The organism is Pseudomonas sp. ADAK21 (assembly GCF_012935735.1).
Classification (GTDB): Bacteria; Pseudomonadota; Gammaproteobacteria; order Pseudomonadales; family Pseudomonadaceae; genus Aquipseudomonas; species Aquipseudomonas proteolytica.
This window is the reverse complement of sequence record NZ_CP052857.1, coordinates 668,749-694,987: the sequence shown is the minus strand read 5'-3', so window position 1 is coordinate 694,987 and position 26,239 is coordinate 668,749. Positions and strand designations below refer to the sequence as shown.

At 61.3% G+C, this 26,239-nt stretch carries 26 protein-coding genes and 1 pseudogene; 15 read left to right on the top strand and 12 right to left on the bottom strand.

What is annotated here, in order from left to right:
• Window positions 1-57: 57 nt before the first annotated feature.
• Window positions 58-2,349, bottom strand: a complete 2,292-nt coding sequence (bglX, locus tag HKK57_RS03245; protein ID WP_029297015.1) for a beta-glucosidase BglX — start codon at window positions 2,347-2,349, stop codon at window positions 58-60.
• Window positions 2,350-2,602: 253 nt separating this feature from the next.
• On the opposite strand from bglX, the gene HKK57_RS03240 reads away from it, so the two are divergent.
• The 4 genes from HKK57_RS03240 (at window position 2,603) to HKK57_RS03225 (ending at window position 6,018) form a co-directional block, all read left to right on the top strand.
• A complete protein-coding gene (locus HKK57_RS03240; protein WP_029297013.1) occupies window positions 2,603-3,211 on the top strand; it encodes a LemA family protein in 609 nt (202 codons plus the stop codon).
• Window positions 3,208-3,936 (top strand): TPM domain-containing protein, encoded by a 729-nt coding sequence (locus tag HKK57_RS03235; protein ID WP_371923397.1) that lies wholly within the window; start codon window positions 3,208-3,210, stop codon window positions 3,934-3,936. Before HKK57_RS03240 ends, HKK57_RS03235 begins: the two co-directional genes overlap by 4 nt.
• 28 nt (window positions 3,937-3,964) lie before the next feature.
• On the top strand, window positions 3,965-4,582 hold the full coding sequence (locus tag HKK57_RS03230) for a TPM domain-containing protein (protein ID WP_029299129.1): 618 nt from the start codon (window positions 3,965-3,967) through the stop codon (window positions 4,580-4,582).
• 218 nt (window positions 4,583-4,800) lie between these two features.
• The gene (locus HKK57_RS03225) at window positions 4,801-6,018 is read left to right on the top strand and encodes a class I SAM-dependent methyltransferase (protein ID WP_159906731.1); all 1,218 of its coding nucleotides are present in this window, start codon (window positions 4,801-4,803) and stop codon (window positions 6,016-6,018) included.
• A 95-nt stretch (window positions 6,019-6,113) separates the two neighbouring features.
• Here HKK57_RS03225 and HKK57_RS03220 read toward each other — a convergent pair whose 3' ends face one another.
• From HKK57_RS03220 to HKK57_RS03195, 6 genes are all read right to left on the bottom strand, one after another.
• Window positions 6,114-7,004 (bottom strand): DMT family transporter, encoded by an 891-nt coding sequence (locus HKK57_RS03220; RefSeq protein WP_070995791.1) that lies wholly within the window; start codon window positions 7,002-7,004, stop codon window positions 6,114-6,116.
• A 175-nt stretch (window positions 7,005-7,179) separates the two neighbouring features.
• The gene (locus tag HKK57_RS03215; RefSeq protein WP_169389774.1) at window positions 7,180-9,747 is read right to left on the bottom strand and encodes a TonB-dependent receptor; all 2,568 of its coding nucleotides are present in this window, start codon (window positions 9,745-9,747) and stop codon (window positions 7,180-7,182) included.
• 118 nt (window positions 9,748-9,865) lie between these two features.
• On the bottom strand, window positions 9,866-10,834 hold the full coding sequence (locus HKK57_RS03210; protein WP_169389773.1) for a FecR family protein: 969 nt from the start codon (window positions 10,832-10,834) through the stop codon (window positions 9,866-9,868).
• Window positions 10,831-11,370: an RNA polymerase sigma factor gene (locus HKK57_RS03205; protein ID WP_029299119.1), complete on the bottom strand. Its 540-nt coding sequence runs from the start codon at window positions 11,368-11,370 to the stop codon at window positions 10,831-10,833. The genes HKK57_RS03210 and HKK57_RS03205 overlap by 4 nt, the downstream gene beginning before the upstream one ends.
• Window positions 11,371-11,569: 199 nt before the next feature.
• Window positions 11,570-12,457 (bottom strand): dihydrodipicolinate synthase family protein, encoded by an 888-nt coding sequence (locus tag HKK57_RS03200; protein WP_092234173.1) that lies wholly within the window; start codon window positions 12,455-12,457, stop codon window positions 11,570-11,572.
• Between the two features lie 25 nt (window positions 12,458-12,482).
• Window positions 12,483-13,265 (bottom strand): aldolase, encoded by a 783-nt coding sequence (locus HKK57_RS03195; protein WP_029299117.1) that lies wholly within the window; start codon window positions 13,263-13,265, stop codon window positions 12,483-12,485.
• 157 nt (window positions 13,266-13,422) lie between these two features.
• On the opposite strand from HKK57_RS03195, the gene HKK57_RS03190 reads away from it, so the two are divergent.
• Window positions 13,423-13,950, top strand: coding sequence for a helix-turn-helix domain-containing protein (locus HKK57_RS03190; RefSeq protein WP_029299116.1), 528 nt, complete (start codon window positions 13,423-13,425; stop codon window positions 13,948-13,950).
• 129 nt (window positions 13,951-14,079) lie between these two features.
• On the opposite strand, the gene HKK57_RS03185 is transcribed toward HKK57_RS03190, so the two are convergent.
• On the bottom strand, window positions 14,080-15,096 hold the full coding sequence (locus HKK57_RS03185) for a DUF4917 family protein (RefSeq protein ID WP_169389772.1): 1,017 nt from the start codon (window positions 15,094-15,096) through the stop codon (window positions 14,080-14,082).
• Between the two features lie 126 nt (window positions 15,097-15,222).
• On the opposite strand from HKK57_RS03185, the gene yiaY reads away from it, so the two are divergent.
• The 6 genes and pseudogenes from yiaY (at window position 15,223) to HKK57_RS03155 (ending at window position 21,705) form a co-directional block, all read left to right on the top strand.
• Window positions 15,223-16,371: an L-threonine dehydrogenase gene (gene yiaY, locus HKK57_RS03180; RefSeq protein ID WP_029299114.1), complete on the top strand. Its 1,149-nt coding sequence runs from the start codon at window positions 15,223-15,225 to the stop codon at window positions 16,369-16,371.
• A gap of 91 nt (window positions 16,372-16,462) precedes the next feature.
• Window positions 16,463-17,137, top strand: coding sequence for an NAD-dependent epimerase/dehydratase family protein (locus HKK57_RS03175; RefSeq protein WP_070995797.1), 675 nt, complete (start codon window positions 16,463-16,465; stop codon window positions 17,135-17,137).
• Window positions 17,137-18,054: a LysR family transcriptional regulator gene (locus HKK57_RS03170; RefSeq protein WP_029299111.1), complete on the top strand. Its 918-nt coding sequence runs from the start codon at window positions 17,137-17,139 to the stop codon at window positions 18,052-18,054. The genes HKK57_RS03175 and HKK57_RS03170 overlap by 1 nt, the downstream gene beginning before the upstream one ends.
• A gap of 130 nt (window positions 18,055-18,184) precedes the next feature.
• A pseudogene (locus tag HKK57_RS03165) lies at window positions 18,185-19,378 on the top strand (CaiB/BaiF CoA transferase family protein).
• Entirely contained in the window at window positions 19,375-20,316 is a 942-nt protein-coding gene (locus tag HKK57_RS03160) for a hydroxymethylglutaryl-CoA lyase (RefSeq protein WP_029299109.1), read from the top strand. Before HKK57_RS03165 ends, HKK57_RS03160 begins: the two are co-directional and overlap by 4 nt.
• 60 nt (window positions 20,317-20,376) lie before the next feature.
• On the top strand, window positions 20,377-21,705 hold the full coding sequence (locus HKK57_RS03155) for an MFS transporter (RefSeq protein WP_029299108.1): 1,329 nt from the start codon (window positions 20,377-20,379) through the stop codon (window positions 21,703-21,705).
• Window positions 21,706-21,709: 4 nt separating this feature from the next.
• Here HKK57_RS03155 and HKK57_RS03150 read toward each other — a convergent pair whose 3' ends face one another.
• On the bottom strand, window positions 21,710-22,198 hold the full coding sequence (locus HKK57_RS03150) for a DMT family transporter (RefSeq protein ID WP_029299107.1): 489 nt from the start codon (window positions 22,196-22,198) through the stop codon (window positions 21,710-21,712).
• Between the two features lie 77 nt (window positions 22,199-22,275).
• Between HKK57_RS03150 and HKK57_RS03145 the strand changes: the two genes are divergently transcribed.
• The 4 genes from HKK57_RS03145 (at window position 22,276) to HKK57_RS03130 (ending at window position 24,849) form a co-directional block, all read left to right on the top strand.
• Window positions 22,276-23,193 carry a LysR family transcriptional regulator gene (locus HKK57_RS03145; RefSeq protein ID WP_237150445.1) on the top strand — a complete coding sequence of 306 codons (918 nt, stop codon included), beginning with the start codon at window positions 22,276-22,278 and terminating at the stop codon, window positions 23,191-23,193.
• A gap of 65 nt (window positions 23,194-23,258) precedes the next feature.
• The gene (locus tag HKK57_RS03140; RefSeq protein WP_029299105.1) at window positions 23,259-23,900 is read left to right on the top strand and encodes a LysE family translocator; all 642 of its coding nucleotides are present in this window, start codon (window positions 23,259-23,261) and stop codon (window positions 23,898-23,900) included.
• Window positions 23,901-24,018: 118 nt separating this feature from the next.
• The gene (locus HKK57_RS03135; RefSeq protein ID WP_029299104.1) at window positions 24,019-24,546 is read left to right on the top strand and encodes a DUF4142 domain-containing protein; all 528 of its coding nucleotides are present in this window, start codon (window positions 24,019-24,021) and stop codon (window positions 24,544-24,546) included.
• Between the two features lie 156 nt (window positions 24,547-24,702).
• Complete coding sequence (locus HKK57_RS03130) at window positions 24,703-24,849, top strand: hypothetical protein (protein ID WP_166647832.1); 147 nt, start codon at window positions 24,703-24,705, stop codon at window positions 24,847-24,849.
• Between the two features lie 5 nt (window positions 24,850-24,854).
• On the opposite strand, the gene HKK57_RS03125 is transcribed toward HKK57_RS03130, so the two are convergent.
• From HKK57_RS03125 to HKK57_RS03115, 3 genes are all read right to left on the bottom strand, one after another.
• Window positions 24,855-25,355 (bottom strand): methylated-DNA--[protein]-cysteine S-methyltransferase, encoded by a 501-nt coding sequence (locus tag HKK57_RS03125; RefSeq protein WP_029299103.1) that lies wholly within the window; start codon window positions 25,353-25,355, stop codon window positions 24,855-24,857.
• Window positions 25,356-25,457: 102 nt separating this feature from the next.
• Window positions 25,458-25,868 carry a type II toxin-antitoxin system HicB family antitoxin gene (locus HKK57_RS03120; RefSeq protein WP_070995801.1) on the bottom strand — a complete coding sequence of 137 codons (411 nt, stop codon included), beginning with the start codon at window positions 25,866-25,868 and terminating at the stop codon, window positions 25,458-25,460.
• Between the two features lie 23 nt (window positions 25,869-25,891).
• Window positions 25,892-26,074, bottom strand: a complete 183-nt coding sequence (locus HKK57_RS03115) for a type II toxin-antitoxin system HicA family toxin (protein ID WP_029299101.1) — start codon at window positions 26,072-26,074, stop codon at window positions 25,892-25,894.
• Window positions 26,075-26,239 lie beyond the last annotated feature (165 nt).

The window sequence follows — 26,239 nt, the reverse complement described above, 5'->3', positions numbered from 1 at the left end:
CAGTGCCACCGAGGTGTTGCCATCGCAGGCAAGCCAGCTCCCACATACCGCTTCAAATCACAGCAGTTCGAAACTCTGCTGCTGCACGTCCTGGGAGTCCAGGCCGATCTGCACATTGAACTGGCCAGGTTCGGCCGCGAACTTGAGCTGGGTGTTGTAGAACTTCAAGTCATCCTCGGTAATGCTGAAGTGCACCACCTTCGATTCGCCGGCCTTGAGCAGGATCTTCTGGAAGTTCTTCAACTCCTTGATCGGGCGGATCATCGAGCCGGCCACGTCCTGGATGTACAACTGCACCACGGTTTCGCCATCCACCTTGCCGGTGTTTTTCAGGGTGACACTGGCGTCGAGCTTGCCGGTCTTGTTCAGGGTGGTGGACGACAGCGCCATGTCCGACAGGCTGAAGCGGGTGTAGCTCAGGCCATAACCAAACGGATACAGCGGGCCTGTGGTGTCATCGAAGTACTGCGAGGTGTAGTTGCCCGGTTTGCCCGGCGTGAATGGCCGGCCAATGGTCAGGTGGTTGTAGTAGGTCGGAATCTGCCCCACGGAGCGTGGGAAGGTGATCGGCAGCTTGCCCGAGGGGTTGTAGTCACCGAACAGCACGTCGGCAATCGCATTGCCGCCTTCGGTACCGGCGAACCAGGTTTCCAGGATCGCGTCGGCTTGCTGGCTCTCGTCGAGGATCGACAGCGGCCGGCCGTTCATCAGCACCAGGACCAGCGGCTTGCCCGTGGCTTTCAAGGCCGTGATCAGGTCGCGCTGGCTTTGCGGGATGTTCAGGTCGGTACGGCTCGATGACTCGTGGGACATGCCACGGGACTCGCCCACGGCGGCTACCACCACATCGGCGTTTTTCGCGGCCTTGACCGCTTCGTCGATCAGCACCTGGGCCGAGCGCGGGTCATCCACCACTTCCGGGGCATCGAAATTGAGGAAGTTGAGGTAGTCCACCACCGCCTTGTCGCTGGTGATGTTGGCGCCACGGGCGTAGATCACTTTGCCCTGTTCACCGATCACCGCGTTCATGCCGTCCAGCAGGGTCACCGATTGCGCAGGTTTACCGGCGGCGGCCCAACTGCCCATCATGTCGATGGGCGCCTTGGCCAGCGGGCCGACCAGGGCGATGGTCGCGGATTTCTTCAGGGGCAGGGTGTCGTTCTGGTTTTTCAGCAACACCAGGCTGCGCCGCGCAACGTCGCGGGCTTCGCTGCGGTGCAGGCGGCTTTCGGCATAGGTGTCGGCCGGATCGTCCTCGGCCTTGCCGATACGCAGGTACGGGTCGGCAAACAGGCCCATGTCGTACTTGGCACCGAGCACTTCACGCACGGCGTTGTCGATGTCTTTTTGCTCGATCTCGCCGGATTTCAGCAGCCCTGGCAATTCCTTGCCGTAGAGCTGGTCGTTCATGCTCATGTCGATGCCGGCCTTGATCGCCAGCTTGGCTGCTTCGCGGCCGTCCTTGGCGACGCCGTGCTTGATCAGTTCGAAGATCGCACCGTGGTCGCTCACGGTCAGGCCCTTGAAGCCCCACTCTTTACGCAGCAGGTCGTTCATCAGCCAGGTGTTGGCGGTGGCGGGCACGCCGTTGATCGAGTTCAACGCCACCATCACGCCGCCGGCGCCGGCCTTGATCGCTGCGTGGTAGGGCGGCAGGTAGTCCTGGTACATCTTGACCGGGCTCATGTCGACCACGTTGTAGTCGCGCCCGCCTTCCACCGCGCCGTACAGGGCGAAGTGCTTGACGCTGGCCATGATGCTGTCGGCCTGGGCCGGGCTCGGGCCCTGGAAGGCCTTGACCATCACTTCGCTGATGCGCGACACCAGGTAGGTGTCTTCGCCGAAACCTTCTGAGGTGCGGCCCCAGCGGGCGTCGCGGGAGATATCGACCATCGGCGCGAAGGTGATGTCGAGGCTGTCTGCCGCCGCTTCTTTAGCGGCAATGCGCCCGGAGCGGCCGATGGCGTCCATGTCCCAGCTCGAGGCCAGGGCCAGGCTGATCGGGAAAATGGTGCGGTGGCCGTGGATCACGTCATAGGCGAAGAACATCGGGATCTTCAAGCGGCTGCGCATGGCCGCGTCCTGCATCGGACGGTTTTCCGGGCGGGTGATGGAGTTGAACGTGCCACCAATGCGCCCGGCGGCGATTTCCTTGCGGATCATCTCGCGCGGCATTTCCGGGCCGATGCTGATCAGGCGCAATTGGCCGATCTTTTCATCCAGGGTCATCTGCCCGAGCAGGTCGCTGACGAACGCGTCCTTGTCCTTAAGCGCAGCGGGCTTGGTCTCGGCAACGACGGAGTGACTGGCCAGAGTGGCAACAAGGCCCAGCAAACACAGCTTTTTCATGAATATCCTTTTTCGGCGTACTGCGCAGCGTCACGTAGACACTGCTCGGCCAAAATGTGGGGAGCGACTATTGTTGTTCGGGTGTTGTGTGGGTAAATACCGCACACTTGCGGGCTCTTTATGAACTATCCATAAAGAAGGGCATCTTTTAGCTGATTGGCTCGCTGTAATCCAGTAGTGGCGGATTATGCCCCAAGCGCGTGATGTATAGGGTCAGTCGTCAAATTCCATAAGGTTGGTCAGGAGACACACCATGCAAGCAGCACAGACTATTCGATGGGGCTGGAAAGCCGCGGCCCTGCTACTGATCAGCAGCGTGCTGAGCGGTTGCGGCATCAACAAGATCCCGACCCTGGACGAACAGGTCAAGGCGGCCTGGGCCCAGGTGCAGAACCAGTATCAACGGCGCGCCGATCTGATCCCCAACCTGGTGGAAGTGGTCAAGGGCTATGCGGCCCATGAGCAGGACACTCTCACCGCCGTGATCGAAGCGCGCGCCAAGGCGACCTCGATCCAGGTCGATGCCAGCACCCTCGACAACCCGGAAAAACTCAAGCAGTTCCAGCAAGCCCAGGAAGGCCTGAGCGGTGCCCTCAGCCGCCTGATGGTGGTGTCTGAACGCTATCCGGACCTCAAGGCCAACCAGAACTTCCTGGCCCTGCAATCGCAGCTTGAAGGCACCGAAAACCGCATCAGCGTGGCCCGTCGCGACTTTATCGCCGCCGTGCAGGCCTTCAATACCGAGATCCGCACGTTCCCTGGCCGCCTGTGGCACAGCGTGATGTACAGCGACTTGCCGGTGCGCGCCAACTTCGAGGCCACCAGTGCCGATGCCGATAAAGCGCCACAAGTGAAATTCTGATGACCCTGCGTGCTGGGTGGCTGGCGGCGCTGCTGCTGGCCGTGAGCCTGACTGCCCAGGCGGCGCCGGATTTTCCGGCGCTGACCGGACGGGTGGTCGACAACGCGCAGATGATCGACCCGCCGGTGCGTGCGCAACTGAGCCAGCAATTGCAGGCGCTGGAGCAGACCAGCGGCGACCAGATCGTGGTGGTCACGGTGCCCGACCTGCAAGGCCTGCCCATTGAAGACTTCGGTTATCAACTGGGTCGGCACTGGGGCATCGGCCAGAAGGGCAAGGACAACGGTGCGCTGTTGATCGTGGCTCGCGACGAGCGCCAGTTGCGCATCGAAGTGGGCTACGGCCTGGAAGGCGTACTCACCGATGCGCAGTCGTGGGTGATCATCAACCAGGTGATTGCGCCCAAGTTCAAGGCGGGCAATTTCACCCAGGGTATCAGCGACGGCGTGGCCGCCATGATCCAGGTGGTTGGTGGCGAGCCGCTGGCCGTGCCGGCCCATGTGGCTGATCCCAACTTCGCCAAGGACAACCCGGTATTCTCCATCGGCTTGTTCATTCTGTTGCTGGTGGTGTTGTGGCTGTGCAACCGCATGGGCCTGCCGGTAGGCGCCATTTTGCTGGCGATTCTCAGCAGCAGTGGGCGCGGTGGCGGCGGTGGCGGGGGCGGTGGCTTCAGGGGCGGCGGTGGCGGTTTTGGCGGCGGCGGGGCTTCGGGTGGCTGGTAATGACAATAACTAAAGAGCATCTACAACCATGGCTTTACTGACAGAACACGAGCAGCGCCAAGTGGCCGAAGCGATCGCCAGGGTCGAGCAACAGACCGACGCCGAACTGGTGACCGTGCTGGCCGCCCGCGCCGACGACTACGCCTACATCCCGCTGCTGTGGGCCAGCGTGGTGGCGTTGGTGGTGCCGGGGATCGTGCATTACCTGTCGGGCTGGTTGACCATGCACACGCTGCTGCTGGCGCAATGGGCGACGTTCATTGTGCTGTGCCTGGTGTTCCGCCTGCCGGCCATCACCACCCGCCTGATCCCGCGCTCGGTGCGGCATTGGCGCGCGTCGAACCTGGCACGCCGGCAGTTCCTGGAGCAGAACCTGCACCACACCCTGGGCAGCACCGGGGTACTGATTTTTGTCAGCGAGGCCGAGCGTTACGTGGAGATCCTGGTGGATGACGGGATTTCCCAGCGCCTGGATGACAGCAGTTGGGATGCCATCGTCAAGACGTTTACCCAGCAGGTGAAACAGGGGCAGACGTTGACCGGGTTTATCACCTGCATCGAGGCCTGTGGCGAACTGCTCAAGGTGCATGTGCCGCAGACCCACACCCGTAACGAACTGCCCAACCGCCTGATCGTCCTCAAGTAACCGGTGGGGGCTGCCGTCTGTGGGAGCTGGCTTGCCTGCGATAGCATCACCGAGGTGTGACTGACACACCGAGGTGCCCGCATCGCAGGCAAGCCAGCTCCCACACAAGCCAGCCCCCACATTTTGAATTGTGAGGACCGTTGGGCAAATAACTCCGTGCCCTGAGCCCCCATCCCCCCTAAAATGCCCGGCATTCCCTGCCCGAGGCGTTTTTGTTCATGTCTGTCACCCCTAAACCTGCCACCCCCGCGCCGGATCATCACGCCCAGTTCATCGAACTGCTGCGCGCAAGCCTTGAGCAGAATGCCTTTATCAAGCTGGTGCTGGCCAAGTACGTGGGTGAAGAAGCCGAGTTGCAACGCCTGATCATCAAGCCGGTGACGGTCAAGGAGCAGGCGTGCCTGTCTTTTGTCTATCGCTACAAGACCCGTGATATCACCAAGAATTTCCCCCTCGAAGACGGCGTCGCGACGCTTGCCGCGCTGTTGCCAGCCTCGTTCAAGAACGCCCATCTGCTGTCATTGACCGACGAGGCGCAGCTGGAATACAGCAAGAAGAACAAAAGCTCGCTGTTCAAGAGCAAACCCCAGCAACTGCGTGAAGCACCGTCGGCCGAACACAACCGCGAGAAAAACCGCTTCCTTGACCTGACGCGGCCGTTTCTCGCCGACCTGGGCGTGACCAACGCCAAGCACGAGCTGATCCCGGCGATGTCGCGCAAGTGGAAGCAGATCAACAAGTTCATCGAGGTGTTCAGCCATGCGCTGACCTCATCCCCCTTGCAACTGGACCGGCCAGTGCGGGTCGCGGATTTTGGTTCGGGCAAGGGCTACCTGACGTTCGCCATCCACGACTACCTGCGCAACACCCTCAAGGCCGACGGCCAGGTGACGGGTGTGGAGTTGCGCGAAGACATGGTGACCCTGTGCAACAACGCCGCCGCCCGCCTGGAACACCCGGGGCTGGTGTTCAAGTGCGGTGATGTGCGCAGCGTGGCGCCCAGCGAGCTGGACGTGATGATCGCCCTGCATGCCTGCGACATCGCCACCGACTATGCGATTCATACCGGCATCCGCTCCGGGGCGTCGATCATCATGTGCTCGCCGTGCTGCCACAAACAGATCCGCTTGCAGATCCAGAGCCCGGCGCTGCTCAAGCCGATGCTGCAATATGGCCTGCACCTGGGCCAGCAGGCGGAAATGGTCACCGACAGCTTGCGCGCGTTGTTCCTGGAAGCCTGTGGCTATGAGACCAAGGTGTTCGAGTTCATCTCCCTGGACCACACCAACAAGAACAAGATGATTTTGGCGGTCAAGCGTGCCGAGCCTTCGGATAACGCGCAGTTGCTGGAGAAAATCCGCGAATTGAAGGCGTTCTACCAGATCAGCGAGCACTGCCTGGAAACCCTGCTACGCGCCGATAGCTACCTGCCCTGAAGACAATGTAGGAGCGGGCTTGCCCGCGATGACGGAGTGTCAGTCGATATAGTGGGCGGCTGAACCACCGCTATCGCGGGCAAGCCCGCACACATTTAGAGTGTGTGCGGCTTGGCCGGCTGCACAGCCGTCTTGCGCCCCAGCATCACCGTCACGATCACCCCGCAGGCAAACAGCCACGTAATCGGCTCGATGTGCTCACCAAAAAACAGCGCGGAAAAGGCGATGGTGAAGAAGATCTGCAGCAGCTGGATCTGGCTGACCCGCGCGATTCCGCCCATGGCCAGCCCGGCGTACCAGGCAAAGAACCCCAGGAACTGCGAAAACAGCGAGACGTAGCCAAACGCCCACCAGGTGCGGGCCGAAATCGCGCCTTCGTGCTGCAGCGCCAGGTACGCCACCGGCCCGATCAACAGCGGCGTCGACAGCACCAGCGCCCAGCAGATCACCTGCCAGCCGCCCATCTCCTTGGCCAACCGGCCGCCTTCGGCATAGCCCAGGCCACCCACGGCAATTGCCCCAAGCATCAGCAAATCACCGGCCTGGATGCTACCGGCGCCGCTGATCAGCGCATAACCAAGCACCAACGCACTGCCCAGCGCCGCGCAGGCCCAGAAGGCTTTTGATGGCCGTTCATGGGACAACCACGCCGCATACAACGCCACGCACAGAGGTTGCAGGCCGTTGACCAGGGCGCCGTGGGAGGCGGGCAGGGTTTGCATGGCCCAGGCCGACAACACCGGGAAGCCGAGGATCACCCCGGCAATCACCAGGCTCAGGCCGCGTACCTGGCGCCAGGTCGGCCAGGCTTCGCGACGCCACAGCAACAGCAAGGCTGCCGGCACCGCCGCGAACAGCGCGCGGCCCAGGCCATTGAGCAAAGGATGGATTTCCTGCACCACGATGCGGGTAAAGGGCAGGGTCAGGCTGAAGATGATGACGCCGAGCAGGCCTAAGGCCATGCCGGTGTTTTCGCGCGAGTTCATGGGAACAACCGGATCGAATGGGCAGGAGGATGCTGCCCATCTAGCCACAAAGCCCGCACGGCGCGGGCTTACAGCTGGGTGCAGATTGAACCGTACAGTTCCCGTAGGAGCCGGCTTGCCACAACAGGCCTGTCTGCTTGGATTTATGAGTTTCGGCAAGCCGGCTCCTACAGCGTTAGAAGAACCGCGTTACGCTGATCTTGGCATTGCGTCCGACGCTGGTGGCGCTGTCGCCACTCAAGGCCGGCATGTAGCTGCGGTTGAACAGGTTGTCGACGGTGAAGTTGACTTCGGTCCCCTTGAGGTACGGCTGTTGCGGTGTCCATTTGGCGAACAGGCCCTGGGTGTCGTAGCTGGCGTTGGGGTACTGGTCGTAGAAGCTGTCGCCGAAGCCGCTGTTCAGGCCGCTTGAATATTTGTCGCTGGGCAGGCGGTCGGTCTTGCGCACGAACTGACCTTGCCAACCCACTTGTGCGTCCCAGGCAGGAATCTTGGTGCCCAGCATCGCGACCCATTTGGCCGGTGGAATGTCACGGGCCCACACGTGGATGTCGGTCGCCCACGGGTTGGTGTAGGGGTTTTCGCGTTTGCCGGTGGTCCACGAGTAGCTCAGGGAGCCGAACAGGTAGGTCGAGTCGTAGTAGCCTTCGAGCTCGAAACCTTTGATGGTCATGCTGCCAACGTTGCGGTAATTGGTCTTCGACGCTGCGTCGGTGCAGACCTTGGCGATGGAGCCTTCCATGTAGTTCTGTTGCTGGCAGCCGAGGCCGGTGGCCTTGAAAATTTCGTCTTCGATCTTGTTGTGGAACAGCGTGCTGCGCAGTTGCAGGCTGTCGCCGCTGGCAATCACGTTGGCGAAGTTGGTGATGTTGCCCAAGGTGATGGCGGTGATGCGTTCCGGGTCGAGGTTGCGGCTGGTGGAGGTGCGGCTGCCCAGGCCCTGGACTTCGTATTGTTCGTCGATCACCGGCGCGCGCCAGGTCTTGCTCCAGTTGGCGAACATCACCACGTCCGGGGTGACCTTCCAGAACGCTGCCAGGCGCGGCGACCAGCCGGCATAGGTGCGGTCGCTGTAGTCGTGGCCGAAGGCCGGGTCGGGGTTGCTGTAGTACGGCGCGTCGTTGGCTTTGCCACGGTTGACCACGTGGTCATACCGCAGGGATGGGGTGATGGTCACGTCGCCCAGGGTTACGGCGTCCTGGATATAGAACGCATGGGTGTCGACCTTGCCGTGGGGCATGAACGCCGGTTGGAAATGCCCGTAGTTGTACTCAGGCGTGTCGTACTTTTCACCGGGCATCCAGCTTTCGGTATCGCGGATGTGCTTGCGGATCTGCACGCCGGTGGTCAAGGCATGGTCCAGCGGGCCCGTGTTGAAGAGGCTGATGTTGCGCAGTTCGAGAATCTTGTCGGTGTAGGCGGTGTCCATCTTGCGCCCGCCCGTGGATAAGCTCGTCACGGCCGTGGCATCGCGTGTGTCGGTCTGGTCGGTGTTGGACTCCGAATAGCTGAGCTTCATGTCGATCAGCGGGTTACCCAGGGGCTGGTATTCGTACTTGCCCGACCAAGTAGTATCGACGGTGTGGCGGTTGGCCAGGAACCGTCTGACGGCAGCGTCATAGCCATAGCGGTCGATATCGGCCTTGCGCGGTGGCGATGGGTAACTCCTGGCCGAAAACGGCGTCCAGCGTTCGCTGTTGGCCCGGGAGTAGGAGAAACCGAGACTGTGCTCATCGGTGAGGTACATGTTCAGTTTGAACAGTCGACCGTCCACATCTTGTGCGCTGTTGGGCAAGCGCTGCGGGTTGATCGGGTAGTCCTTGCTGTCGTAGTCGCGCTTGTCGGCCAGCTTCATGTCGCCGCCGTCGCGCTTGGTCAGGTAGGCCAGGGCGTCGATGCGACCGTCGTCGGTGCGGCCATACACGGCACCGCTGTAGACCTGTTCGTGGTCGTTGCTGGCATACCCATACTTGAGCATCGCACCGCTGTTGCGTCCGTCCTTGAGCAGGTCCGGCGCATCCTTGGTGACCATGTTGACCGTACCACCGAAGCCACCGTTGCCGGTGAAGGCCGAGTGCGGGCCTTTTTCCACCTCGACGCTCTTGATCATCTCGGGCTCGATAAACACGGTGCCTTGCTGATAGCGCTCGAAACCGCTTTTGGCCGCGCCATCGACGGTCATCGGCACGTCTTCGGCCTCGCCCATCCCGCGAATGTTGATGATCTGTCCGCCAGGCTTCATCGAGCCGCCCATGGTCACGCCCGGCAGCGTCTGTACCAGGCTGGCGATGTTGTTGGGCTGCAGGCGGTCGATATCGGCCTGGGACAGGGTCGAGCGGCCGACGGTGCTGGCATCGACTTGGTTGCCGGTGCCGATCACGCTCAAGGCGTCCAACTGCACGCTGGTGCTGTTGGTGGTGCGGCTTTCTTCGGGGCGCACGACATAGGTGCTGCCGACTTTGATCAGGGTGAATTCGCCGGTCTTGAGCAGGGTGCGGATCGCTACTTCGGGGGTGTAATCACCGTTGATCGCGGGCGCCTGGACATTTTTCAGCAGGTCCTCATCGAACAGCAGCTGGATTTTCGCCTGTTGCGCCACCTGGCTCAGGGATGTGGCCAGCGGTTGGGCCGGCAGTTGCAGTTTGAGCGACTCGGCCTGGGCCGTGAGGCTGACGGCCAGGCAGGCGGCGATGAGTGTCGGTCGAAGAGACAGGTGCAGGGCAAGGCAAGGCGCGCGAAACATGAAATCCCCCAAGGCGGCTAAATAGCCAAAAAAGGCATGCGTATCAAACGCAGACCGGAGGAAGACGCGGCAGGAAAAAAAATCCTCACATGCGAATGCAAAATATTCTCAAATGGAGCTACTTACGTGCTTCGATACGAACCCTGCCGTCGGCCAGGGGCACGGTTTTCACCGGCAGCAAGGCAGGCAGTGCATTGAGCAGCGCGTCCGGGTCGTTGACATCGAGATTGCCGGAAACCTTCAGTTGCGCCACTGGGCCATCGGCCAACACCACGGCCTTGGGCCGATACAGGCTCAGCTCATCCAGCAGGCTGGCCAGCTCGCGGTTGCGAAAGGACAAGTGGCCGCTGCGCCAGTCGGCGACTTCGCCAGCGGCCAGGGTTTGCTGCTGCATGGAGCCCTTGGCGTAGCTGTAGGTCGCCCGTTGTTGAGCGCTAAGCAGCACGGCGCTGGCGTTCTGGTCGGGGGCGAAGGCGACGGTCCCGTGGGCCACGCTGACCACCAGTTGCTGCTGGCTGCGACGCACGTCAAACGCGGTGCCCACCACCCGCACGTCGGCCTCGCCCGCGCGCACGAACAGAGGCCGCTCCTTGTCGGGCGCCACCTCCACGTACAACTGGCCTTGGTCCAGGTGAATCACGCGGCGATGGGCATCGAAGTCCACCCGTAAGCGGGTGCTGGCGTTGACGTACAAGGTGCTGCCATCCGGCAGGTCCAGGGTGCGCATGCCTTTGGCCTGCGCCGCGACCTCGGTGTGATAGAGCCCACGCGGGGCCCCCAGGTTGCTGGCGAGTAAAGCGCAGATCAGCGCGGCAGCCACCGCCAGCGCCGGGCGCCAAGGCGCGGGTTTGCGCGTGGGCAGGGGCAGGGGTTTGTTCAGTTGCTGCAGTTCGCCAAGGTCGGCCCACAGCTGTTCGAATTCGGCGTAGGCGCGCGCATGGGCCGGCACGGCGTGCCAGGCGGCGAAGGCCTTGCGGTCCTGCGTGCCAACTTCGTTGCGATTGCGTGCAAACCAACTGGCTGCCTGGGCATCGATGGTGTCGTGCTCATCAATTCCGTGGCCGTCGCGGGTGCTCAAGCGGGTCATTCTGGCTGCTCCTTGCCCGGGTCTTTTTGAAGTCGCTGCTTGCAGTGCAGCAGGGCAAAGGCGATGTGCTTTTCCACCATGCTGATCGAAACGCCCATGCGCTCGGCGATCTGCGCCTGGCTCAGGCCTTCGAAGCGGTGCAGCATAAGGGCTTCTCGCCTGCGGGGCGAGAGTTCGGCGAGGACTTCTTTCAACTGTTCCAGGCGTTGGATGCGTTGAGCGGCGGCCATGGGATCGTTTTGCTCGTCGGTGACAGGCTCGGCGTCCCATTCGGCCTGTTGATGGTGGACGCTGTGCCGCACCTTCTGTTTGCGCCAATGGTCACGCAACAGGTTGCGTGCCATCTGAAACAGAAAGGCCCGTGGCTGCTCGACCTTGGTCCGGTCGTTGTAGTCCAGCCATTGGGTAAAGACATCCTGGGTCATGTCCGCCGCGTCGCTGGCGTTGTCCGTGCGTTTGCGCAGGTAATGCAGGATGTCTGCATAAAACCCGCGACAGGCGTCGGCCGACAACGGGTCGGGCTTGAAACGAGACATGGATATCCTTCTTGACGCAGCACGCTGCAGAAAAGTCGCGAATGATATCGAGAACTATTGCTATTTGTCTCCGTAAATTTAAAGACCCATGCGATCCAATGTGGGAGCGGGCTTGCTCGCGAAAGCGGTGTATCAGTCGATAAATGTATTGGCTGATCGACCGCATTCGCGGGCAAGCCCGCTCCCACAGGGTTGTGGTTTAGCTCAACGAGGTCAGCAGTTTCTGCAACTGCGCCTGGCCCGCCATGTCCAGCGGGAACACCGGCAGTCGCGGATCACCCACCTCCAGCCCGGTCATGCGCAAACCTGCCTTGATTGTCGCCGGCAAGCCACCCTTGAGGATAAAGTCCAGCACCGGCAACTGACGATAGAACAGCTCCCGCGCCCGGTTGAGGTCATTGGCCAGTACCGCCTGGTACAGGTCCAGGTTGAGCTGTGGGATCAGGTTCGGCGCAGCGGTGCACCAACCCTTGGCCCCGGCGGCGAAGGCTTCCAGGGCCAGGGGGTTGCAGCCGTTGTAGAACGGCACCTGGCCTTCGCCCTGGCGGTACAGCTGGTGCATGCGCTGGATATCGCCGGTGCTCTCCTTGACCATCGTCACGTTATCAACGCTGTTGACGATCCGCAGGATCAGCTCCACGGACATATCCGTGCCGCTGGTGGCCGGGTTGTTGTAGAGCATGATCGGCACGCCGACGCTATCGCCAATGGCCGCGTAGTGCGCAAGGATCTGCGCTTCACTGAGCTTCCAGTAGGACGTCGGCAGCACCATCACCACATCAGCGCCCTCGGCTTCGGCAAAGCGTGCGCGGCGCACGGCCTTGGCGGTGGTCAGGTCGGACACGCTGACAATGGTCGGCACGCGCTTGGCGACCTTGCGGATACTGTAGGCGCTGACTTCATCCCACTCGGCATCGCTCAGGTAGGCGCCTTCACCGGTGCTGCCCAGCGGGGCGATGGCGTGCACGCCGCTGTCGATCAGACGGTCGATGGAGCGGCCCAGGGCGTCGAGGTCAAGGGTGCTGCCGTCGGCGCTGAACGGGGTGATGGTGTAGCCGATAATGCCGTGAATAGTTGGGGTGGACATGGAATGTCTCCGGTCGAAAAAGGCTTCAGTTCAGGCAATCGGCGTGTTGGCGCAGGTTCTGCCGAGCGTAGTAGTTGAACGCGGCGCCGTGGCGCTTGGGCTTGGAGATCCAGTCATGGGCCTCGCGTCCCAACTGCGGCAGGATCGGCTTGACGGTACCGGCGGCCATGGCCAGCAATTGCAGTTTGGCCGCCCGTTCGATCAATTGCGCGATCACACAGGCTTCTTCGATGGTGCTTCCAGTGGACAACTGGCCGTGGTGAGACAGCAGGATGGCGCGCTTGTCGCCCAGGGCCTCGGTGATGATTTCGCCTTCTTCATTACCCACCGGCACACCCGGCCAGGCTTCGAGGAATGCGCAGTCTTCATACAGCGGGCACAGGTCCATGTGCGACACCTGCAGCGGCACTTCGAGCATCGACAGTGCGGCGATGTGGGTCGGATGGGTGTGGATGATGCAGTTCACATCCGGCCGGCCACGATAGACCCAGCTGTGAAAACGGTTGGCCGGGTTGGGCATGCCGTGGCCTTCCAACACCTCCAGGTCTTCGTTGACCAGCAGCAGGTTGCTGGCAGTGATTTCATCGAAACCCAGGCCCAGTTGCTGGGTGTAGTAGGTGCCAGGCTGCGGGCCACGGGCGGTAATCTGCCCGGCCAGGCCCGAGTCGTGGCCGTTTTCGAACAGAATACGGCAGGTCAGGGCCAGCTTTTGCCGGTCGGTCCACGTATTATCCGCCAGGGTACTTTGCATCTGGGTCAGCGCTTGCTTGACCAGTTGGTCTTTGGGGAGTGCTAATGTCTTGGCCATATCGGTGTCCTTTGGGTGGTTCAATGGACGTCGATTTGCGGGTTCCCGCTGCTCGCAAGGTCGTTGGGTTCTGCAAATGACACTAAAGAGGCTATATGACACTTTGTGTCATTGGCAAGAAATAATCATCGCATCCTGCTTGGATTAAACGCTGCGCATGTCTATCCGTTTGAAATTATTGAGAAAAAAACTCGGGGTCACCTTGGAGGCATTGGCCGAAAAATCCGGGATGACCAAGAGTTACCTGTCCAAAGTCGAACGCGGCCTGAACACCCCGTCGATTGCCGCCGCGCTGAAACTGGCCAAGGCGTTGAACGTCAAGGTCGAAGAATTGTTCAGCGAAGACAGCGTCAGCCTCGACAGCTACAGCCTGGTGCGCAGCCATGAGCGGCCTGATACCTCGCCGGGTTATGCGGTACTGGCCCATCAGGTCAGCGAGCGCAGCCTGCTGCCGTTCATCATCTACCCGCCGTCGGAGTTCAGCGACAAGACCTTCAAGGAGCATGTGGGGGAGGAGTTTTTGTTTGTGCATGAAGGCCGGGTGGAAGTGGACTTCATGAGCGAGCGGGTGCTGCTGGAGCGCGGCGATGCGCTGCACTTCAATGCGCAAAAGCCCCACCGGATCCGTTCAGTGGGTGAGGTGCAGGCGCAGTTGCTGGTGGTGGTACACAGCGCCGAAGAATAGGCCTGGAACGCGGTCAATGTAGGAGCTGGCTTGCCTGCGATAGCTGAGTGTCAGTCAACACATTCGGTGCTGACACACCGCGATCGCAGGCAAGCCAGCTCCCACATTTGATCGCTTTTGGTAATGGGATCAGTGCTCGACCGGCACCGACAATGCCGGCTTGCCCAACGCATGGCTGCGCGCCGCAAAGAACCTGAGCTCCACCTCCATCCCTTCGAACAGCGCGGCATACCGCCGCTTCTGCTGTTGGATAAACCCGTCGCTGCGGCCAAACACCGAGATCGCCAGGGTCTTGATCCGCGACCGACGAATGGCCTCCACCAAGTGCCCGTCCTGTTCGCTCAGGTGATGGCCAAAGATGCACAGCGCGCCTGCCTGCCCCAGCAACTGTTCATAGCAGAACGACAGGTAATCCGAACTGCGAATGCTCTTGAGCTTCTCGCTGCTGGGGCCTTCGTTGATAAACAGCGGCACATCGTCGAGGGTCTTGATGGTGTTGTTGATGGCAAAACTGCTGAGCAACGTGCTGTCGGTGGACGGCAGTTTACGCGCCGAGCCATCCAGGTTACGCACCAGATGCAGGCCACCGTGCAGGTACAGAATGCGCGTCGCGGCGGTGGCGGTGTCGCGCAGGTCAAAGCGTGAATCGGCGCCGCGAAACAGGTCGTCGATGCCCGGTGTGTGCAGGATCGACCAGTAGTTGAGCAGGTCGTAATTGCTGGTGAATACCGTCTTGTAGCTCGCCAGTTCCTGATTGATCGTGGCCAGGGTCGAGGGCTGCACCAGGCGCCAGGGGATATGCACGGCGTGGATGCTATTGATCAGCGCTTCCTTGATCGCGTAGTAGCGATTACGTGGCGCGGCGGAGCTGACGGCCAGGGCCTTGTTGACGCGGCTGGTGGTTTTCAGGGCGCCCAGCACCTGCTCGAAGCTACGGGTCTGCATCGCGTCAAACACGCTCAATTCGGAAGCGCTCAAGGGCTTCTCTTCGACGGTGCGCGCGTTTTCAAACAGCGAGTCGTAGGCAAAATCTTCCCATACCGCACGACTGGCACCGTTGCCGATCAGGATCGCGGAAAAGGCGGTGCTGCTGCGCAGTGCGGTCCAGTCTTCAAGGGCGGCGTCGATATCCTGGAAATCCTTCATTGCGGCGGGTCTACTCAAAAACGGCTGGGCGGTGACTTTATCACGGGCGGGCGTTGATCTTGGTCAAGATGCCGCAGGCGGGTGGGGTTGATGCTGTAGGCATCAACGTATCCCCGAGGGTTCACCATGAGCAGCACGTTCTTCATTCCCGCCGTCAACATCATGGGCATCGATTGCCTCGACGAAGCCATGAGCGCGATCCGCAACTACGGTTTTCGCAAGGCGCTGATCGTCACCGACGCCGGCCTGGCCAAGGCGGGCGTGGCCCGCATGATTGCCGAGAAACTGGCGATGCAGGACATCGATTCGGTGCTCTACGACGGCGCCAAACCCAACCCCAACGTGGAGAACGTCGAGAACGGTCTGGCGTTGTTGCAGGCCAGTGGCTGCGATTTCGTGGTGTCGTTGGGCGGCGGTTCGCCCCATGACTGCGCCAAGGGTATCGCCCTGTGTGCCACCAATGGCGGGCATATCGGCGACTACGAAGGTGTCGACCAATCGAGCAAGCCGCAACTGCCGCTGGTGGCCATCAACACCACCGCCGGTACTGCCAGCGAAATGACCCGTTTTTGCATCATCACCGACGAAACCCGCCACGTGAAAATGGCCATCGTCGACCGTAACGTCACGCCATTGCTGTCGGTCAACGACCCGGCGCTGATGGTCGCCATGCCCAAGGGCCTGACCGCCGCCACCGGTATGGACGCGCTGACCCACGCCATCGAAGCCTATGTATCTACTGCCGCCAACCCGATCACCGATGCGTGCGCGATCAAGGCGATCGAACTGATCAGCGCCAACCTGCGCCTGGCGGTGCGTGACGGCAGCGACATGGCGGCCCGGGAAAACATGGCCTACGCGCAATTTCTGGCGGGCATGGCCTTCAACAACGCCTCCCTGGGTTTTGTCCACGCTATGGCCCACCAGTTGGGCGGCCTTTACGACTTGCCCCATGGCGTGTGCAACGCGGTGTTGCTGCCCCACGTGCAAAGCTTCAATGCCAGCGTCAGCGCGGCGCGCCTGAGCGACGTCGGCCGCGCCCTGGGTGTGACCGACAAACACGCCAGCCCCGAAGAAGGCGCGCAGGCGGCCATCGCAGCGATCCGCTGCCTGTCCCAGGACGTTGAAATCCCGGCCGGCCTGCGTGAGCTGGGCGCCAAGCTGCAAGACATTCCGTTGCTGGCGACCAACGCCCTCAAGGACGCCTGCGGCCTGACCAACCCACGGCGCGCTGACCAGCGGCAGATCGAGGAGATTTTCCGCAGCGCGTTTTGAGTCGAGCAGTGGCAAGCTTCAAGCGACAAGCTGTTAATCTGAGCAGCTTGTACTGCTCTTAACTTGAAGCTTGCCACCGAGGCCCACCCTTATGAGAGTTTTGCTATTCGGCGCCACCGGCATGGTCGGCCAGGGCGTGTTGCGTGAGTGTCTGCTGGCCGCTGATGTGCAGGAAGTGGTGGCGGTGGGGCGCACGGCGTTGACCCAGGAGCATGGCAAGCTGCATCAGGTGCTACACGCCGATATGTTCGACTTCCAACCCTTGGAGCATTTGCTGCAAGGCTTTGATGCCTGCCTGTTTTGCCTGGGGGTGTCGTCGGTGGGCATGGATGAAGCCACCTACACCCGCCAGACCTACGACCTGACCCTGGTCGCCGCCAGCACCCTGGCGCGGCTTAATCCGCAGATGACTTTTGTGTATGTGTCCGGTACGGGCACCGACAGCTCCGAGCAGGGCAAGGTGATGTGGGCGCGGGTCAAGGGTAAGACCGAGAATGCCTTGCTGCGCCTGCCGTTCAAGGCGGTTTACCTGTTCCGTCCGGGGATCATCCAGCCGTTGCATGGCGTGCGTTCTAAAACCCCGCTTTACCAGACAATCTACAACCTGATCGGGCCGCTGCTGTCGTTGGTGCGTCGTGTGCGGCCGGCGTGGGTCGTGAGTACTGAGACCGTCGGACGGGCGATGCTGGCGGTGGTCCGGCATGGCGCGCCGCAAGCGGTGATCGAGCCCGCCGAGATCCACCGTCTGGCCGCTGAGCGTGTGTGATGTTGTCCAAAAGCCTGATCCGTCGCCTGGATCTGATCACCTTGCAGCTGTTCGTCGCCGTGTACGAGGAGGGCACGCTGACCCGCGCTGCAGCGCGTGAATCCATTGCCGTATCGGCCGCCAGCAAGCGTCTGGTGGATCTGGAAAAAATGCTAGGCCTGACACTGTTTGTGCGCCAGGCCAAGGGCATGAGCCTCACTGCGGCGGGTGAAACCTTGTTGCATCACGGCCGGCAGATGCTGTTCAACGTGCAGAAGATGGGCCTGGAATTGGGCGAACACAGCCATGGCGTGCGCGGGTATGTGCGGATGCTGGCCAACCTGTCGGCGATCATCCAGTTCCTGCCGGAAGATTTGCGCGACTTCACCGCGCTGCATCCGCAGCTCAAGACCGACCTTGAAGAACGCCCCAGCACGGGTGTGGTTCAGGGTGTGCTCGACGGTGTGGCGGACTTGGGGATCTGCTCCAGCGATACCGATACCAAGGGCTTGTTCAGCGTGACGTATCGCCGCGACAACCTGATGGTGCTGATGCCGATGGATCACCCGTTGGCCGACCGCGAGGGGTTGTCGTTCAGCGAAACCCTGGGCTGCGATTATGTCGGCCTGCATGTCGCCAGTTCGATCAATATGCGTACCCACGCAGCGGCGCGGGAGGCCGGCAAAATGCTGCACCTGCGCATCCATGTGCCGGGCTTCGATGCGATGTGCCGCATGGTCCAGGCCCATATGGGCATCGGCATCCTGCCGCAGAAAGCCTATGAATTGTTCGGGCGCTCGCTGGGCCTGCAGGCGGTCCCGCTGACGGATGAATGGGCGGTACGCCGTTTGGTCCTGGTGGTGCGCGATGAAGCCGCGCTGTCGCCGGTCAGCCGTTTATTGTTTGAATATCTACACGCCTCTGAGGGTGCGGTCTGACGGAATAGTCTGTCGGCTCGTTCCCTGGTCGTTCGCGTTTTGCGAACGCTCGTTGCCAATTGAAGGTTGGATTTACCCCTTCACCGTCCTCTAGCCTGGGTTCACATTCCAAGCACAAGAGGTACGCCCTATGACGGCTCCCCTGAGCGGTATCAAGGTAATCGAGATCGGCACGTTGATTGCTGCGCCATTCGCCGCCCGGTTGATGGCCGAGTTTGGTGCCGAGGTGATCAAGATCGAATCCATGGGCCAAGGCGACCCGCTTCGCAAATGGCGAAAGCTGCATCAGGGCACCTCGCTGTGGTGGTATCTGCAATCGCGCAACAAGAAATCCCTGGCCCTGGACCTCAAGTCAGCCGAAGGCCTGGCGCTGGTCAAGCAGTTGCTTGGCGATACCGATGTGCTGATCGAGAACCTGCGCCCTGGCGGCCTGGAGAAACTCGGCCTGGGCTGGGACGTGTTGCATGCCCTCAACCCCAGGCTGACCCTGGTACGCATCTCCGGCTACGGCCAGACCGGGCCTTATCGCGACCGCCCGGGTTTTGGTGCAATAGGCGAAGCCATGGGCGGGATTCGCTATACCACTGGCAACCCCGATTCACCGCCGGCCCGGGTCGGGGTCAGCCTCGGCGACTCCCTGGCTTCGTTGCACGGGGTGATCGGCGCCTTGATGTCGCTGCTGCGGGTCAAGACCGGGCAGGGCGATGGGCAGGTGGTGGACGTGTCTTTGGCTGAGAGTGTGTTCAACCTGATGGAAAGCCTGGTGCCGGAATACGACATGCTCGGCCATGTTCGTGAACGCAGCGGTGGCGCCTTGCCGGGTATTGCACCGTCCAATACTTACCTGACTGCCGACGGCGCCTACGTGGTGATCGCCGGTAACAGTGACCCCATCTACAAACGGCTGATGACTGCCATTGGCCGCATCGATCTGGCCGAGGACGGGGCGTTCGCCCATAACGACGGCCGTGCGGCGCAAAGCGGCCTTCTGGATGCGGCCATCACCCATTGGACCAGCAGCCTGCCCATCGAACAGGTGCTCGATGCCTTGTAGGCGGCCGAGGTGCCCGCCGGACGTATTTATTCGGTGGCTGATATCGTCGCCGATCCGCACTATCAGGCCCGGGGCATGCTGCTCAACGCCGAATTGCCTGGCGGGTTGACGGTGAAGATGCCGGGCATTGTGCCCAAACTCTCGCAAACCCCCGGCGCCGTGAACTGGCAAGGCCCCAGTCTGGGCCAGCACACCGATGAAATTCTCGGCGGCATGGGCCTGGCCGAGGCTGATATTCAGCGCCTGAAAAACGCGGGAGTAGTGCAATGATCGTTGATTATTCCGACCCACTGATTGTGCAGGAAGTCTCGCCCAGGGACGGCTTGCAAATCGAGCCGGGCTGGGTCGAGACCGCCGATAAAATCAGCCTGATCGACCAATTGTCCCAGGCCGGTTTTTCGCGCATCGAGGCCGGCTCCTTTGTCTCGCCCAAGGCTATTCCCGCACTGCGGGATGGCGAACAGGTATTCCAGGGGATTCGCCGTCGCACCGGGGTGATCTATGTGGCACTGATCCCCAACCTCAAGGGCGCCCAGCGTGCAGTTACCTCTGGCGCGGATGAGTTGAACCTGGTGCTGTCCGCCAGCCAGACCCACAACCTGGCCAACATGCGCATGCGCTGCGAAGCCTCGCTGGCGGCCTTCGGCGAGGTGGTGAGTTTTGCCAGCGATTACCCGGTAAGCCTCAATGGCAGTATCGCCACCACCTTCGGTTGCCCGTTCGAAGGCAAGATCGACGAGGACCGTGTGCTGCACCTGGTGGACGCCTATCTCGAACTGGGCGTCCAGGGCATCACCCTGGCCGATACCACCGGCATGGCCAACCCGCGTCAGGTCCGGGGCCTGGTCAATCGGGTGTTGCAGCGTGTGCGCGCCAGCGATTTGACCCTGCATTTTCACAACACCCGTGGCCTGGGGTTGTGCAATGTACTGGCGGCCTACGAAGCCGGAGCCCGGCGTTTTGATGCGGCCCTCGGCGGGCTCGGCGGTTGCCCGTTTGCACCGGGGGCGTCGGGCAATATCTGCACCGAAGATTTGGTCAACCTGTGTGAAGAAGTTGGCATCCCCACCGGTATCGACTTGCCACATCTGTTGCAGATGTCCAGGCAATTACCGGCGCTGCTCGGCCATGAACTGCCTGGCCAGGTGGTCAAGGCCGGCCGCAACAGTGACCTGCATCCGCCCCCGGCGTATATCGCCACCCTGTGAGCCTCACCCAGACAACAAAAACAATTCGGACGCCTGTGGGCAGTCCCCCTGGAGAAACACATGAAGCCAAAGACTATGGAGGCCGGCGTACGCCCGGCCGTTGAGCCCGATGAAATGAAAGCCCTGGTCAATAAGGTCGCTTGGCGCCTGATGCCATTGATCATGGTGTGTTATCTGTTCGCGTTTTTTGACCGTATCAATATCAGCTTCGCCAAGTTCCAGTTGCAGGCCGATCTGGGGTTGAGCAACACCGCCTACGGCTTGGGCGCGGGGTTGTTTGTGATGGGCTATGTGATCTTCGAAGTGCCGAGCAACATGATGTTGTACCGGGTCGGTGCCCGACGTTGGATCGCCCGGATCATGGTGTCATGGGGCCTTGCCACGGCGGCCATGGTATTTGTGACGGCCGAGTGGCAGTTCTACACATTGCGCTTTCTGATCGGCGCCATGGAAGCCGGTTTTGCGCCGGGGGTGCTGTATTACCTGACCTTGTGGTTCCCCCAGGATTTCCGCGGGCGGATTACCTCAATGCTGTTCCTCGCCTCGGCGTTTGCCGGGTTGGTGGGCGCGCCGTTTTCTGGCCTGGTGCTGGAACACATGGATGGCGTGCTGCAACTGCGCGGCTGGCACTGGTTGTTCCTGCTCGGTGGCTTGCCTTGCGTGGTGCTGGCATGGATGGTTTTGACCCAGCTCAAGGACCGCATTGAAGATGCGCCATGGCTGAGCGCTGAAGAGAAAGCCCTGTTGTCGAGTCGCATCGCGGTGCATGAAGTTCACAAGAAAGGCTCATTGCTCCAGGCCCTGAAAATTCCCGGGTTCCTCACCCTGGGGTTGATCTACTTCCTGATCCAGGTGGCATCCTATGGCCTGAACTTCTGGGCGCCGCAACTGATCCGCAGCACTGGCGTCCAGAGTTCGGTCACCATCGGTTTTCTGACGGCGATTCCGTACGTCTGCGGGGCGATCAGCATGGTGGTGATCGGACGTTGGTCGGATGCAACCGGTGAGCGGCGCAAGTTTGTCAGCGGCCTGGTGGCGCTGGGTGCCGTGGGCTTCTTCTGCGCCGGGATCTTTGATGACCACACGACATTCCTGATCATCGCCCTGGGCCTGTTGGGCGCCGGTATTATCGCCTCGATCCCGACCTTCTGGACCTTGCCTCCCAAGCTACTGGCCGGTGCCGGCGCAGGTGCAGCGGGCGGGATTGCCTTGATCAATACCCTGGGCCAACTGGGCGGCATTGTCAGCCCGGTAATGGTCGGGCGCATCAAGGACATCACAGGCAGCACCACCCCGGCGCTGTATGTGATTGGTGTGTGCGCGTTGATTGCGGCGGCGCTGTTGCTCTGGGGCCTGCCACACCTATTGCGCACCTCCGACAAGCGCTGAACCCTCATCCCACGGCGGTCAACGCCCTGGTCGGTGCGGCACTGAACTGAATCAACGCTACCCCCCCGATCAACATCAGCACCCCGAGCAAACGGGGTGCTGTCAGTTGCCGCTCCACCAAGCCAAACAAGCCAAAGTGATCAAGTAACAACGAGGCGAGGACCTGCCCGCTCAGGGCCAGGGCGATAAATCCGGAGGCGCCGAGCTTGGGCAGCAGGACCAGGGCCAGGGAGATAAAACACACGCCGAATGCGCCGCCGGTCCACATCCACAGCGGGGCCTTGCTGATAAAACCCAGGCTTGGCAGCGGCAACCTTAACGCCAGAATTACCGGCAGCAACACCAGGATACTCACCAGCAGCGAGGCCAGGGTCGCCCACAGCGGATGCCCAAGGCCGCGCCCGAGGTTAGCGTTGATCGCGCTTTGAAACGGCACCACCGCCCCGGCAATCACCGCCAACAGTAACAAGCCCAGCCAATGCAACGTGGTCATGATCAATCTCCCAAAGGTTTTACTGGACTCTACGGTATTCGTCGCGCAGATTTAAATTCCAAGTTCTTATGCTGAATATGCACCATATGAATGATCTGCGCCGTATCGACCTCAACCTGCTGGTGATCCTCGACGCGTTGCTCAGCGAGCAGCACGTCACCCGCGCCGCCGAGCGCCTGCACCTGAGCCAGCCGGCGGTGAGCCATGCACTGGCGCGCTTGCGGGACCTGCTGGGCGACCCGTTGCTGGTGCGCCAGGGCAGTGGCCTGGTCGCCACCGCTCGTGCGCTGGAACTGGCGGCGCCCTTGGCCGATGCGCTGGCCCAGGTGCAGTCGCTGCTGGCGCCGAACCGTTTCGAACCGGCGTCGGCCAGGCGCACTTTTCGTTTGGCCATGTCCGATTATGGCGCGGCGCTATTGTTGCCTGGGCTGGCAAGGGCGCTGCGCGAGCAGGCGCCGGGGATTGACCTGGCCATCACCCACGCCAGTCGTGAGGGCATGCAAGAAGGGGTGCTCAGTGGCGAAATCGACCTGGCCGCCGGGGTCTTTCCCGACCTGCCAGCCGAGTTGCGCAGCACGCCATTGTTCCAAGAGCATTACGCCTGCCTGGTGGACCGCGATAGTTTGCCCGCCGATGGTGTGCTCGACTTACCCACCTACCTGGCGCGGCCCCATGTGTTGCTGGAAATGCGTGGCAGTGGCACCCCGGAAATCGAACGGGCGCTGACCGCGATCCGTGAGCGGCGGCATGTGGCGATCAGCCTGCCGCATTGGAGCGTCGCGCCGCAGTTGATCCAGGGCACCGACCTGATCCTTACCGTGTCCTCACAGGGGCTGCTGAATATCGATCCGCGGCATCTGCTGGTGGTACCGCCACCGTTTCATATTCCGTCCTTCGGTTTTGTACTGGCCTGGCATAAACGCCGCGGCGGGGACGGCGCGTTACAGTGGTTGATCGCGCAAGTGCAGGACGTGCTGGCCAGGCGTGGAACCTAGCATTGCAGTGTGGGGTGGATTGTGCACAATCGACGCGCCCCTACTATTTTCTGAGCGTGTTACCCATGACCTCATCATTGTTGTTTGCCGTCATTGCCTCGGGCTTTATCTACGGCATCACGCCGGGTCCAGGGGTGCTGGCGGTATTTGGCATTGGCGCCGCGCGCGGCCGGCGGGCCGGGGCCGGTTTTCTGTGCGGGCACCTGTTGGGCGATGTGGTGTGGTGCAGCACCGCGCTGGTGGCGATTGTCGGCGCGCGGGAAATCGGCAGCAGCGCGTTTGATGTGCTGGGTGTGCTCAGCGCCCTGTATCTGTTTTGGCTGGGCATTCGTGCGATTCGCACCCGCAACCGCAGCGACGAGTCGCCCCAGGGTGCAGCGCGCCAACCGTTCTGGCACGGCATCCTGTTTGGCCTGACCAACCCCAAGGCATATCCCGTGGCCGTGGCTACATTCACTGCGTTGCTGTCGAGCCGGGCCGAGTTGCTGACCTGGGGCATGTTGCCGTGGTTGATCGTCCTGAGCTTTTTTGGCGGCCTGCTGGCCTATGGGATCCTGATCGCAGTTGTCGGCGCGCGGCAGGTGCGTGCGGTGTATCAGCGCCATGAAGTGTTGATCACCAAGCTGTGTGGCGTGATGTTTATCGGCTTTGCGCTCAATGCCCTGGCCCATGCGTTGCCGGGCTTGCTGGGTAGTAAAACTGCCTGACGCCACACGACCGTTCGTCGCACCAACAAGTTTTTTCTAAACCTTTGCCGCCCTGAAAATTCAGATTCAGGGCGGGGCTCGTTCCCCGGCATGTATTTATTACCTGGAGGAACCCATCATGAGCCGCACGGCTATCCGGTTACGCACCGCCACTTTCGCGATGCTGCTGGGCCTCGGCGCCAGCAATGCGCTCGCCCAAGGGCCTGCCGAATTCATCGAACAAGCCTCGGCCAAAGGCATGGCTGATATCGAAACCAGCCGCATGGCCCACGCCAAGACCTCGTCCCAGGAAATCAAGGACTACACCATCGAGGTCATCAACGAACGCACCCTGGCCAACCAACATTTGGCGGCCATTGCGAAAAAACTCGACTTGCCGGTGGCGCCTCGCGACCAGATCGCCGACAAGGCCGAAACCCTGATGCCTGAACTGACCGATGGCGATTCGTTTGACGCCGCCTACACGGCCCAGCAGGTCAAGGCCAACGAAGATGCAATCGCCTTGTTCAAGCAGGAAGGCGCTGCGTCGGAGATCCCCGAAATCAAGGCATTGGTCGATGAGACCTTGCCCAAGCTGGAAACCCGCCTGGAAAAAGCCCGGGCGCTGGCATCGTCCTACGGCAAGAGTCGTCGCGGCGACGGTTGAGGGAGGTTGCGCTCCCGAGAACGGTGGTTGGATTGAACTCCAACCGCCGTTTTTTTATGCCGCTTGACCGTTCGGCGGGCCAACCGTGGGGGTATCGAACCCAGGCCCGGGCCGATGGGTCACTGTCTTATCACCCCGTTGAATGGACGCACGACCATGAACCTTACCCGTACCCTTTGCCTGGCCTGCTGCCTGGTACTCCTGCAGGGCTGCTTCGACAGCTCGAACAACGAAACCCAGGACAATACCGATGGCAGCAAATCATCGGTGCAAATGAAGGATTCCAAGGCCGACCAGCCATAGCGTCATCAAAACAGCGACCGGGTCGGCTCGCCGTCCTCCAGCGTGAGCAGGTACTGCTTGGCCTCCAGGCCACCGGCAAACCCGGTGAGCCGGCCCGACGCACCAATCACCCGATGGCAGGGCGCGACGATTGAAATCGGATTGCGCCCATTGGCGGCCCCCACCGCACGCACCGCTTTCGGGCTGCCAATCTGCGTGGCTATCTGGCTGTAGCTGCGGGTTTCGCCGAAGGGAATGGTCAACAGCGCGGCCCAGACTTTTTTCTGGAATTCGGTGCCTTCGAAGTCCAGTTCCAGATCGAAGCGGTCGCGGGTGCCGGCAAAATATTCATTCAACTGGCGTTCCGCTTGCAGCAGCGCTGGGCTGTCATCGACCTCCACCAACTCGCCCAGGCGCACCCGGTTGGCGCGCTCGGTTTCCCACAAGATGGCGGCGAGCTTGCCGTTGCGTGCGACCAGGGTCAATTGGCCGACGGGGGAGGGCATGAGTTTGTATTCACACGGCATGAGCGGGCTCCTTGTTGGGCGGACCATTTAGTGGACAGGTTGGCACTTTAGCGCTCATCGCAGCTGCGTGAACTACGTTTCTTGCGGTCAAATTCGGTAGTGTCACCGCTCTTGTTGCAGCACTTTCAGCGCTGCCGAAGCCAGGAACCCGGAGCGGCTTTTTTCTTCCGGGTGATGCAGCACGTATTCATCAATGCGGTTGAGCAGATAACCCGGCAAGGTGATGTTGAGTTTTTGCGCCTTGCCCAGGTACTTGGTCACATCAATGTCCACTACCGCCCAGATGCAGCCGGCGTACAGAGGGTTGGCCGCGTGGTGGGTGACTTTTTGCGCGCTGGGAATGGGCGCGCCATCCTCCGCCAGCAGCTCGAAGTGACCCTCTATGGCCTCCCGTGCCATGGCCATGGCGTCATCCAGGTCATCTCCGGCAGAGAAACACCCAGGGATGTCGGGGACTTCCACTCCCCAGGCGTGGTCGTCGTCACCCGTTGAAATTGCAATCGGATACAGCATGTTCGTGGTTCTCCCTGGAACGCTCAACCGAGCAGAGCTTGTTTCAAAATGCTCTTGGCGGTCTTGTCCAACAGCTCTTTCCTGGGATGGGGAATGGTCACCAGCCCAGGCTTGGTTGGATGTTTGAAATGATGATGGCTGCCCCTGACGCGTGCCAGATACCAGCCGTCTGCAACGATATGGCCTATCAAATATCGGCTATCCACATCACCTCCTTGTGGTGTGTTGGTAGTGACTATAACCACTGAGAAAAAATTATCAACACTCTACCTACCAAACGGCAGCGGCAGGTCGTTCAAGAAGTGTATGGGGGAACGCCAGGGCTGCCGGCTGGAGGTATTACACGGTTTTGCGGGTGGGGGCGGCTGAGC

Coding starts and splice junctions, on each gene's coding strand:
- HKK57_RS03145 (WP_237150445.1), top strand. CDS start 22,276: ATGCACCATATGAATGATCTGCGCCGTATCGACCTCAACCTGCTGGTG.
- HKK57_RS03210 (WP_169389773.1), bottom strand. CDS start 10,834: ATGACCCGCTTGAGCACCCGCGACGGCCACGGAATTGATGAGCACGAC.
- HKK57_RS03225 (WP_159906731.1), top strand. CDS start 4,801: ATGTCTGTCACCCCTAAACCTGCCACCCCCGCGCCGGATCATCACGCC.
- HKK57_RS03170 (WP_029299111.1), top strand. CDS start 17,137: ATGTTGTCCAAAAGCCTGATCCGTCGCCTGGATCTGATCACCTTGCAG.
- HKK57_RS03130 (WP_166647832.1), top strand. CDS start 24,703: ATGAACCTTACCCGTACCCTTTGCCTGGCCTGCTGCCTGGTACTCCTG.
- HKK57_RS03240 (WP_029297013.1), top strand. CDS start 2,603: ATGCAAGCAGCACAGACTATTCGATGGGGCTGGAAAGCCGCGGCCCTG.
- HKK57_RS03195 (WP_029299117.1), bottom strand. CDS start 13,265: ATGGCCAAGACATTAGCACTCCCCAAAGACCAACTGGTCAAGCAAGCG.
- HKK57_RS03220 (WP_070995791.1), bottom strand. CDS start 7,004: ATGAACTCGCGCGAAAACACCGGCATGGCCTTAGGCCTGCTCGGCGTC.
- HKK57_RS03185 (WP_169389772.1), bottom strand. CDS start 15,096: ATGAAGGATTTCCAGGATATCGACGCCGCCCTTGAAGACTGGACCGCA.
- HKK57_RS03205 (WP_029299119.1), bottom strand. CDS start 11,370: ATGTCTCGTTTCAAGCCCGACCCGTTGTCGGCCGACGCCTGTCGCGGG.
- HKK57_RS03150 (WP_029299107.1), bottom strand. CDS start 22,198: ATGACCACGTTGCATTGGCTGGGCTTGTTACTGTTGGCGGTGATTGCC.
- HKK57_RS03120 (WP_070995801.1), bottom strand. CDS start 25,868: ATGCTGTATCCGATTGCAATTTCAACGGGTGACGACGACCACGCCTGG.
- HKK57_RS03140 (WP_029299105.1), top strand. CDS start 23,259: ATGACCTCATCATTGTTGTTTGCCGTCATTGCCTCGGGCTTTATCTAC.
- HKK57_RS03200 (WP_092234173.1), bottom strand. CDS start 12,457: ATGTCCACCCCAACTATTCACGGCATTATCGGCTACACCATCACCCCG.
- HKK57_RS03135 (WP_029299104.1), top strand. CDS start 24,019: ATGAGCCGCACGGCTATCCGGTTACGCACCGCCACTTTCGCGATGCTG.
- HKK57_RS03175 (WP_070995797.1), top strand. CDS start 16,463: ATGAGAGTTTTGCTATTCGGCGCCACCGGCATGGTCGGCCAGGGCGTG.
- HKK57_RS03215 (WP_169389774.1), bottom strand. CDS start 9,747: ATGTTTCGCGCGCCTTGCCTTGCCCTGCACCTGTCTCTTCGACCGACA.
- HKK57_RS03190 (WP_029299116.1), top strand. CDS start 13,423: ATGTCTATCCGTTTGAAATTATTGAGAAAAAAACTCGGGGTCACCTTG.
- bglX (WP_029297015.1), bottom strand. CDS start 2,349: ATGAAAAAGCTGTGTTTGCTGGGCCTTGTTGCCACTCTGGCCAGTCAC.
- HKK57_RS03155 (WP_029299108.1), top strand. CDS start 20,377: ATGAAGCCAAAGACTATGGAGGCCGGCGTACGCCCGGCCGTTGAGCCC.
- HKK57_RS03125 (WP_029299103.1), bottom strand. CDS start 25,355: ATGCCGTGTGAATACAAACTCATGCCCTCCCCCGTCGGCCAATTGACC.
- HKK57_RS03230 (WP_029299129.1), top strand. CDS start 3,965: ATGGCTTTACTGACAGAACACGAGCAGCGCCAAGTGGCCGAAGCGATC.
- HKK57_RS03160 (WP_029299109.1), top strand. CDS start 19,375: ATGATCGTTGATTATTCCGACCCACTGATTGTGCAGGAAGTCTCGCCC.
- yiaY (WP_029299114.1), top strand. CDS start 15,223: ATGAGCAGCACGTTCTTCATTCCCGCCGTCAACATCATGGGCATCGAT.